The sequence below is a fragment of the Streptosporangium sp. NPDC006013 genome, from assembly GCF_040614275.1.
Classification (GTDB): domain Bacteria; phylum Actinomycetota; class Actinomycetes; order Streptosporangiales; family Streptosporangiaceae; genus Streptosporangium.
The window spans coordinates 1-6,552 of sequence record NZ_JBEXUE010000529.1; the positions used below are offsets into that span (position 1 = coordinate 1).

At 72.7% G+C, this 6,552-nt stretch carries 5 protein-coding genes; 4 read left to right on the forward strand and 1 reads right to left on the reverse strand.

The window, feature by feature from the left end; all coding sequences use genetic code 11:
* Positions 1 to 467 precede the first annotated feature (467 nt).
* The 3 genes from ABZ260_RS43915 to mptB all read left to right on the forward strand — a co-directional run bounded on the left by ABZ260_RS43915 (position 468) and on the right by mptB (position 3,287).
* Positions 468 to 821, forward strand: coding sequence for an STAS domain-containing protein (locus ABZ260_RS43915; RefSeq protein ID WP_350913998.1), 354 nt, complete (start codon positions 468 to 470; stop codon positions 819 to 821).
* A gap of 48 nt (positions 822 to 869) precedes the next feature.
* Positions 870 to 1,550 (forward strand): glycosyltransferase family 2 protein, encoded by a 681-nt coding sequence (locus tag ABZ260_RS43920; RefSeq protein WP_355629849.1) that lies wholly within the window; start codon positions 870 to 872, stop codon positions 1,548 to 1,550.
* Between the two features lie 261 nt (positions 1,551 to 1,811).
* On the forward strand, positions 1,812 to 3,287 hold the full coding sequence (gene mptB / locus ABZ260_RS43925; protein WP_355629852.1) for a polyprenol phosphomannose-dependent alpha 1,6 mannosyltransferase MptB: 1,476 nt from the start codon (positions 1,812 to 1,814) through the stop codon (positions 3,285 to 3,287).
* On the opposite strand, the gene ABZ260_RS43930 is transcribed toward mptB, so the two are convergent.
* Positions 3,169 to 5,466: a hypothetical protein gene (locus ABZ260_RS43930; RefSeq protein WP_355629855.1), complete on the reverse strand. Its 2,298-nt coding sequence runs from the start codon at positions 5,464 to 5,466 to the stop codon at positions 3,169 to 3,171. The two genes, mptB and ABZ260_RS43930, sit on opposite strands and share 119 nt — an antisense overlap.
* 264 nt (positions 5,467 to 5,730) lie before the next feature.
* Here ABZ260_RS43930 and ABZ260_RS43935 point away from each other — a divergent pair.
* Positions 5,731 to 6,552: glycosyltransferase family 87 protein (locus tag ABZ260_RS43935; RefSeq protein ID WP_355629858.1), on the forward strand; the 822-nt coding region annotated here is incomplete at its 3' end.

Below are 6,552 nucleotides of genomic sequence, written 5' to 3' on the forward strand. Positions count from 1 at the left end.
GAACACCCGTTGCCTTGCGGCGTCCATGTCCCGTTTCGTCCCGACCCTGCGGGGTGTCTGCCGACGTGGATTCGAGGGTCCGGGGCTGAGGAAGCACCCCGGAGTCGGTCTGCCGGCGTGTGTTCAACGTAGCCATCTGGTTGCACCTCCACATCGTGATGGCTGGGGCTGGTCAACGTGGAGCCGGCGGTGCGCGGTGCGGCACCTCAAGCTCCAGCCTTCAGGCCGGGGCCGTTGACGGATGCGTTCGAGCCCGTTTCCTATAACTCAACGGCTGTCGCTGCCGTAGCGCAGCGATGATCGGGAGTGTCGGGTCTTCTCCCTTTTCCGGCCAAGCCGGTGTTGCGCAGTGTCAAGCTTCGCGCACTCCGGGTTTCCATGAGGCCGAAACGGGGGACAAAGGGCGGACGACTCGGGTTGTTCAAGAGAGCGTGACCGGTGGCTCTCGCGCCGCTAGTGTGCCCGCTGTGGAGCTAAAAGTCTCAACTCGATCTCATGCCGGGCACACCGTCGTGACCATCGTTGGCGAAATCGACCTATACACCGCACCTCGCCTGCAGGCCGAGTTCACCCGGCTGCTCGGGCAGAGCCAGACCATGCTCGTGGTCCTCGACATGTCCGCCGTGGAGTTCTGTGACTCCACCGGCATGAACGTGCTGCTCTCCGCGCTCAAGCGGTTGCGCGAGCGCGGCGGCACACTGGAGGTGGCGGCGCCCAGGCCCGCCGTACGCAAGATCCTTCAGGTCACGGGCCTAGACTCGGTCTTCGTCGTGCACGAGACCCTGCCGGAGAAGCTGATGACCTCCGAATCCCAGGGATGACCCGCTCCCCACGGCCGAAGCCCGGGGTTTCCACGCTGGAGGTGTTCGATGACCGGTACGGCGGCGATCATTCCCGCCAAGAACGAGGATGATCGGATCGGGGCGACCGTGGCCGCGGCCCTGGCGCTCCCCGGCGTCGATCTCGTCATGGTCGTCGACGACGGCTCGACCGACCAGACGGGGCGGGTGGCCAAGGCGGCCGGGGCCCACGTCGTGCGGCACAGCCACAACCGGGGCAAGGCCGCCGCGATGGAGAGCGGTGCCGAGGCCGTCCGCCTGCTCGACGACGAGGAGCCCCGGCACCTGCTGTTCCTCGACGCCGACCTGGGGGAGACCGCCAGTACCGCCGCGCCGCTGATCGAGCCGGTCGCGGCGGGCGAGGTCGACATGACGATCGCCGTCTTCGCCACCCGGGTGAAGCTCGGCGGCCACGGGTTCGTCGTGAAGCTCGCCCGTGAGGGCGTCGAGCGTGCCACCGGCTGGACGCCCGTCCAGCCGCTCAACGGCCAGCGCTGCCTGACCCGGGCGGCCTTCGAAGCCGCCCGGCCACTGGCCCACGGCTTCGGCGTGGAGACCGGTCTCACGATCGATCTGCTCAGAAAGGGCTTTCGGGTACGCGAGGTCCAGGTGGAGATGGCCCACCGGGCCACCGGCACCGACTGGCGGGCCCAGCTCCATCGGGCCAGGCAGTTCCGCGACGTCGCCCGCGCCCTCCTGGTCCGCCGCTGAGCCTGGCGGCATTCACCCGGCCGAGCGACTCCTCGCGGGTCCGGCGAGGACCCGCGGCCTCCATATCTGTGATGTCTTTGCAGGTCAGAGGTCATGCGAGAGTCGGCGGTGCGGGTAGTCGTCGTGGGTCGGCCGAGGTCACACGCGGGATGCGGGGACGGCCGGGGCCACCGGGAGAACAGGTCGCCCGCCGCTCCTCGCGGTGCCGTCCGGTCCGCCGCTGCCGCACCGGGCACCTGTGGGATGTGCTGGAATCTGCGGGTGAGCTTGGAGGCGTCGGTCGGCGACAAGAGGCGGAGCCCCTTCGGCGGCATGCCGCGGAGGCTCGACATCGCCGCGTTCGGGGCCATGGGGCTCTCGGTGGCGGTCACGGTCCTGATCGGGCTGCTGGGGCCCTCCGCCATGGTCCCGAGGCTGCCCGGGCCGTCCTGGCAGCCGCCGTACTCGCTGGACGTTCCGGTGAGCGCCCATCTGGTCATCGCCATGGGCGCCGCCGCGATCCTCCTGGGCGGGCTCGGGCTCGCCGCCGCGCTCAGGTCCCGGTGGAGGCCGGAGGCGCGCTGGCTGCTCATGGCGGGCTGCGCCGCCGCGGGGCTGCTCGCCTTCCTGCCGCCCTCGGGCTCGGCCGACCATCTCAACTACGCCGCGTACGGCCGGCTGGTCACGCTCGGCCAGGACCCCTACGCGGTCACCCCCGCCCTGCTGCCCCACGATCCGGTCACCGGCGCGGTGGAGGAGTGGGCCGGGGTGACCAGCGTCTACGGCCCGGTCGCCACTGCGGTACAGGCGCTGGCGAGCCTCGTGGGCGGCGACTCGGTCCGGCTGACGGTCTTCGTGATGGCCGCGGTCAACGCCGCGGCGTTCATCGGTACCGCGCTGCTACTGCACCGTTTCGCCAGGGGGGACGAGGAACTGCGCGGGCGGGCGGCACTGCTCTGGGCGGCCAACCCGCTGATGATCTACCACCTGGGCGCGGGGATGCACATCGACACCCTCGCCATCGCCTGCATGGTCGCCGCGCTCACGGTTCGCGGGGCCGCCTCCGGGCTGCTGCTCGGGGTGGGCATCGGGGTCAAGCTCAACGCCGGGCTCGTCGCCCTCGGCCCGGCGTGGGAGCTGCGCCGCTCGCCGGGCAGGCTCGCCGTGGTGGCGGGGACCGCGACGGCCACCGTGGTGGCGATCTACGCCGTCGCCGGGCCGCACGTGCTCGACCAGGTGAGCGCCGCCAGCAGGAAGGTCTCCCTCGCCACGCCCTGGCAGCTCGTCAAGGTGGGGCTCCAGTCGCTCTTCGGGCCGGGCGCGTACTCGGCCTGGATCCAGATCGGCTCCCTGCTGCTGATGGTCTGCCTGGCCTGGCTGCTGCTGCGGGCACTGCCCGCGGAGACCGCGCCCGGCGACACCGCGCCCGCGGTCGCCGCGGTGATGGTGGTCGCCTGGCTGTTCGCCGCGCCGTACGCGCTGCCCTGGTACGACGGGCTGGCCTTCGCGCTGCTGGCCATGGCGTCCTGGCCCGTGCTGGAGGGCTTCATGGTCGCCAGGGTCGTCGCGCTGTCGCTGGGCTACCTGCCGGCCAGGGAGGCGCTGCGCCCCGAGGACCTGCTCTGGATGAAGACCCTGCTCAGGGAGCGGGTGGTGCCGTGGACGCTGCTGGCACTGACGATCGCCCTGGTGTGCTGGGCGGCGAGAGCGCCAGGGCGCGCACGGAGGCGGCGAGCGTCAGTGGAACCGCGACCGTGAGCGCCATCGCCGGGATCGCGATGCCCGAGTCGTTCATCAGGAAGCCGATCAGCGCGCAGGCCAGCGCGCCGATCAGCCCGGCGCGCAGCGCGGGCGAGAGCGCGTAGGCCCGGCCCAGGGCCGAGGCCCCCCATCGCGAGGGGCGGTCGAGCACCAGGAACAGGAACGCCAGCGCGACCAGCGTGAGCAGGGACAGTGACCAGTTGCCGACCGTGACCCCGATCATCGCGCCGAACTTGCGGCCGACCACGGTCCATGCCTCCCCGTCCAGCACCTGCTGGACGAAGGCGCCCAGGTGGGTGCGCTGGTCGGCGGGCCTGCGCCAGTCGGCGACCGCGATGGTGCCGATCAGCAGGACACCCGCCAGACCGGCCAGGCCCAGCTTGACCGGTGAGACCCGCCCACCGGCCAGCAGGATCACGAGGATGGCGACCCCCACCAGGAACGCCGGGACCCCGCCGAAGTCGGCGCCCCACGCGGGCCAGCCGTCGGCGAACACCGCCAGCCCCCCGTACGTCACGCACACCGCGAGCGCGAGCCCGCGCCGGCCGCGTGAGATCAGCCACTGGGCCGTCCCGGCCAGGGCCAGGATCGTACCGGCGGAGTAGACGGCGAAGGCGATGTTGCTGAAACCGTAGAAGCGCCCGCCGGTCACCGGCTCGTAGCCGGTGACCGCGTTCACCTGGAGCACCGAGCCGGTCATCACGTCGGCCAGCAGCGCCATCGAGGTGATGGCGGCGACCACGGTCAGCGGGCCCAGCGGGTGCGTCCGCCACGGCCCGGCGAACGCCACCCCCGTGATCACGCAGGCGAATCCGAGGATCGTCACGATCACCGCGGCCATCGGGGCGGGCAGGCTCCACCAGGGGACGAGTTGCGCCAGGAAGGTGGAGACCGCGATCGCCCCGCTGACCACGGCGACGACCTGGACGGCGGTCAGGGCTCGGGAGCCGCCCCAGCCCCGCCGGATCGCGACGGCGGCCAGCAGGTAGAACAGGATCTGCACCGCCACGAACACCGTGAAGAACGGTCCTCGCACCTCGCGCAGCACCTGGCTCGCCAGGTCGTCGTCCGCCAGCTTCCGCACGGTCGCCGCGACCGGCTCCCCGCTCGGCTCCTGGCCCTGCCAGGCGCGGCCGACGACCCCGTTCGGGGCCCGCAGGCCCAGCAGGTCGATCGCGGTGGCGGTCAGGTCGGTGTTGGCGACCAGGCCGTCCTGGCGGGTGGAGGTGGCGGTGAGGTAGCCGCGCGGGTACGGCTCACCGCCGGGAGACGGGCCCCGGGCGATCGCCACGTGCAGGTGCGGCGCGATCGAGGTGTCGGCCAGGCCGCCGAGCAGGACCGTGGTCCCGCTCCCGGGTGTCTTTCCGGCTTCCGGAGTCTGCGCGGTTCCTGGGGCCCGGGTGGTTTCGGAGGTCGGCGTGGGGGGCGTTGCCGGAGCGGTGGCGGCCGCGCGTGGCGGGGGCAGGCGGTCGAGGACCGCGCCCACCACGCGGTCGGCTCTGGCCACGGCCTCCCGCCTGGTCTGAGCGGTCATCGAGACCGGGACGCCGTCCGGGGTGAGGCCGCCGCCGATCCAGGCCCTGGCCAGGTCGTCGGCCTCCACCACGATCAGCCCGTACGGGGACAGCTCGCCGAGTTCCTCGATGTTCGCCGCGTATTTCGCGATTTTTCCTGATGCGTCGGCGGCGGCGAGCGCGGCCCCCGGCCCGACGGCGGCCACCTTCAGGCCCGCTCCGGCCGCGAGCCGGCCCAGCTGCCCGAGCACCGGCCGGTAGGAGGTGGTGGCGTTGAAAGCGGACAGCTCGTCCCAGCCGGGCACGCTCGCCCCGCCGTCGGAGGTCGCCTCCGGCGTGCGCGGCAGCGCGCAGCCCGCGCCCGGGGCACCCGCCCGCTGGCCCGCGGAGACCGTCAGCCAGCCCGCCACCGGGCAGGTGATCCCCCGGTCCGGCGGCGGAACCGCCCGGGTGGACATGGAGGCGGACCCGCCCTCGCCCGCGAGCCTCCACAGGTTCGGGGTCCGCTCCGGGTCCAGGTCACTCCACTCCAGCCCCGGCACCCCGATGACCACGACCCGCTCGGGAAGCGCCCTCGGCACCGAAGCGTTCGCCGTACCGGCACCAAGGGCTCCCAGGAGCCCGCAGACCCCGGCCAGCAGCAGGGACATGGTGATCAGCACGGTCCTGGAGAACCCCGTTGGCCGATTCTTTTTCGAGCCGTGTGACCCGCGTGTTCCGTACCGGATGACGACCTCGGCGGGCGGAGTCCCGGTGGGCAGGGGGCGCGTCGGCCGCGCGGGCCGCCCCGGCCGTGTCGCGGCGCCGGGCGTCCCGGTGGCGGCCGGGCGCGCGAGCCCGCGACCGCGCGGTGTCGAAGCCATCCGTTCCCCTGTCCGTATCCGTCGGGCGGCCGTTTCCCCGGCCCCACGGTAGCCTGCCTGGTCGTGAGGACTGGCGAGGTGACCACGGCCGGACGGCGCACGTGGACGTGGCTGACGTGGTTGAGGTGGCTACCTTGGCTGCCCGCGCTGCTGCTGGTCGCCGCGGCGGTGGCCCCGCTGGTGCTCTACTGGCTGGGCAACGTGGACGACCAGCGCCTGGTCGACCTGGATGTGTACCGTACCGGCGGGGAGGCGGTGCTGGAGGGCCGGTCCGTCTACGGGTTCGTCACCCCGGCGCCGCAGTTGCTGCCGTTCACCTACCCGCCGGTGGCCGCCCTGCTGGCCACCCCGCTGGCGGCGATGTCGTGGCCGGCGGCGCAGTGGGCGTGGACGGCACTGATCTTCCTGACCCTGGCGGTCACCGTCGGGCTCTCCTTCCGCGCCCTGCTCACCGGGACGGGCACCCGGGGCGCGGTGCCGGCCTCGCCGGTGGTCGTTCCCGGTACGCCCGCCGGAGACCTGGCACGGGCGGATGCGCGTACCCGGCCTCGTGGAACGGGCTGGGCGGGTGGTCTGGAGAGACTGCGCGGGATGGACCGGCTGTGGGCGCCGCTGCTGTTCGCCGTCCTGATGATCGCGTGCACCTACCTGATGCCGATCAGGGACCAGGTCCGCTTCGGCCAGGTGGACATCCTGCTCGTCGCGCTCTGCCTGGCCGACTGCGTGGCCAGGCGACCGGTGTGGCCGCGCGGCATGCTGATCGGCCTGGCCACCGCTGTCAAGCTCACTCCCGGCGTCTTCCTGATCTACCTGCTCATCACCGGTTTCGGCCCCGGGGCGAGGCGGGAGCAGCGCGACACCTTCCTCATCGCCGCGCTCACCGCC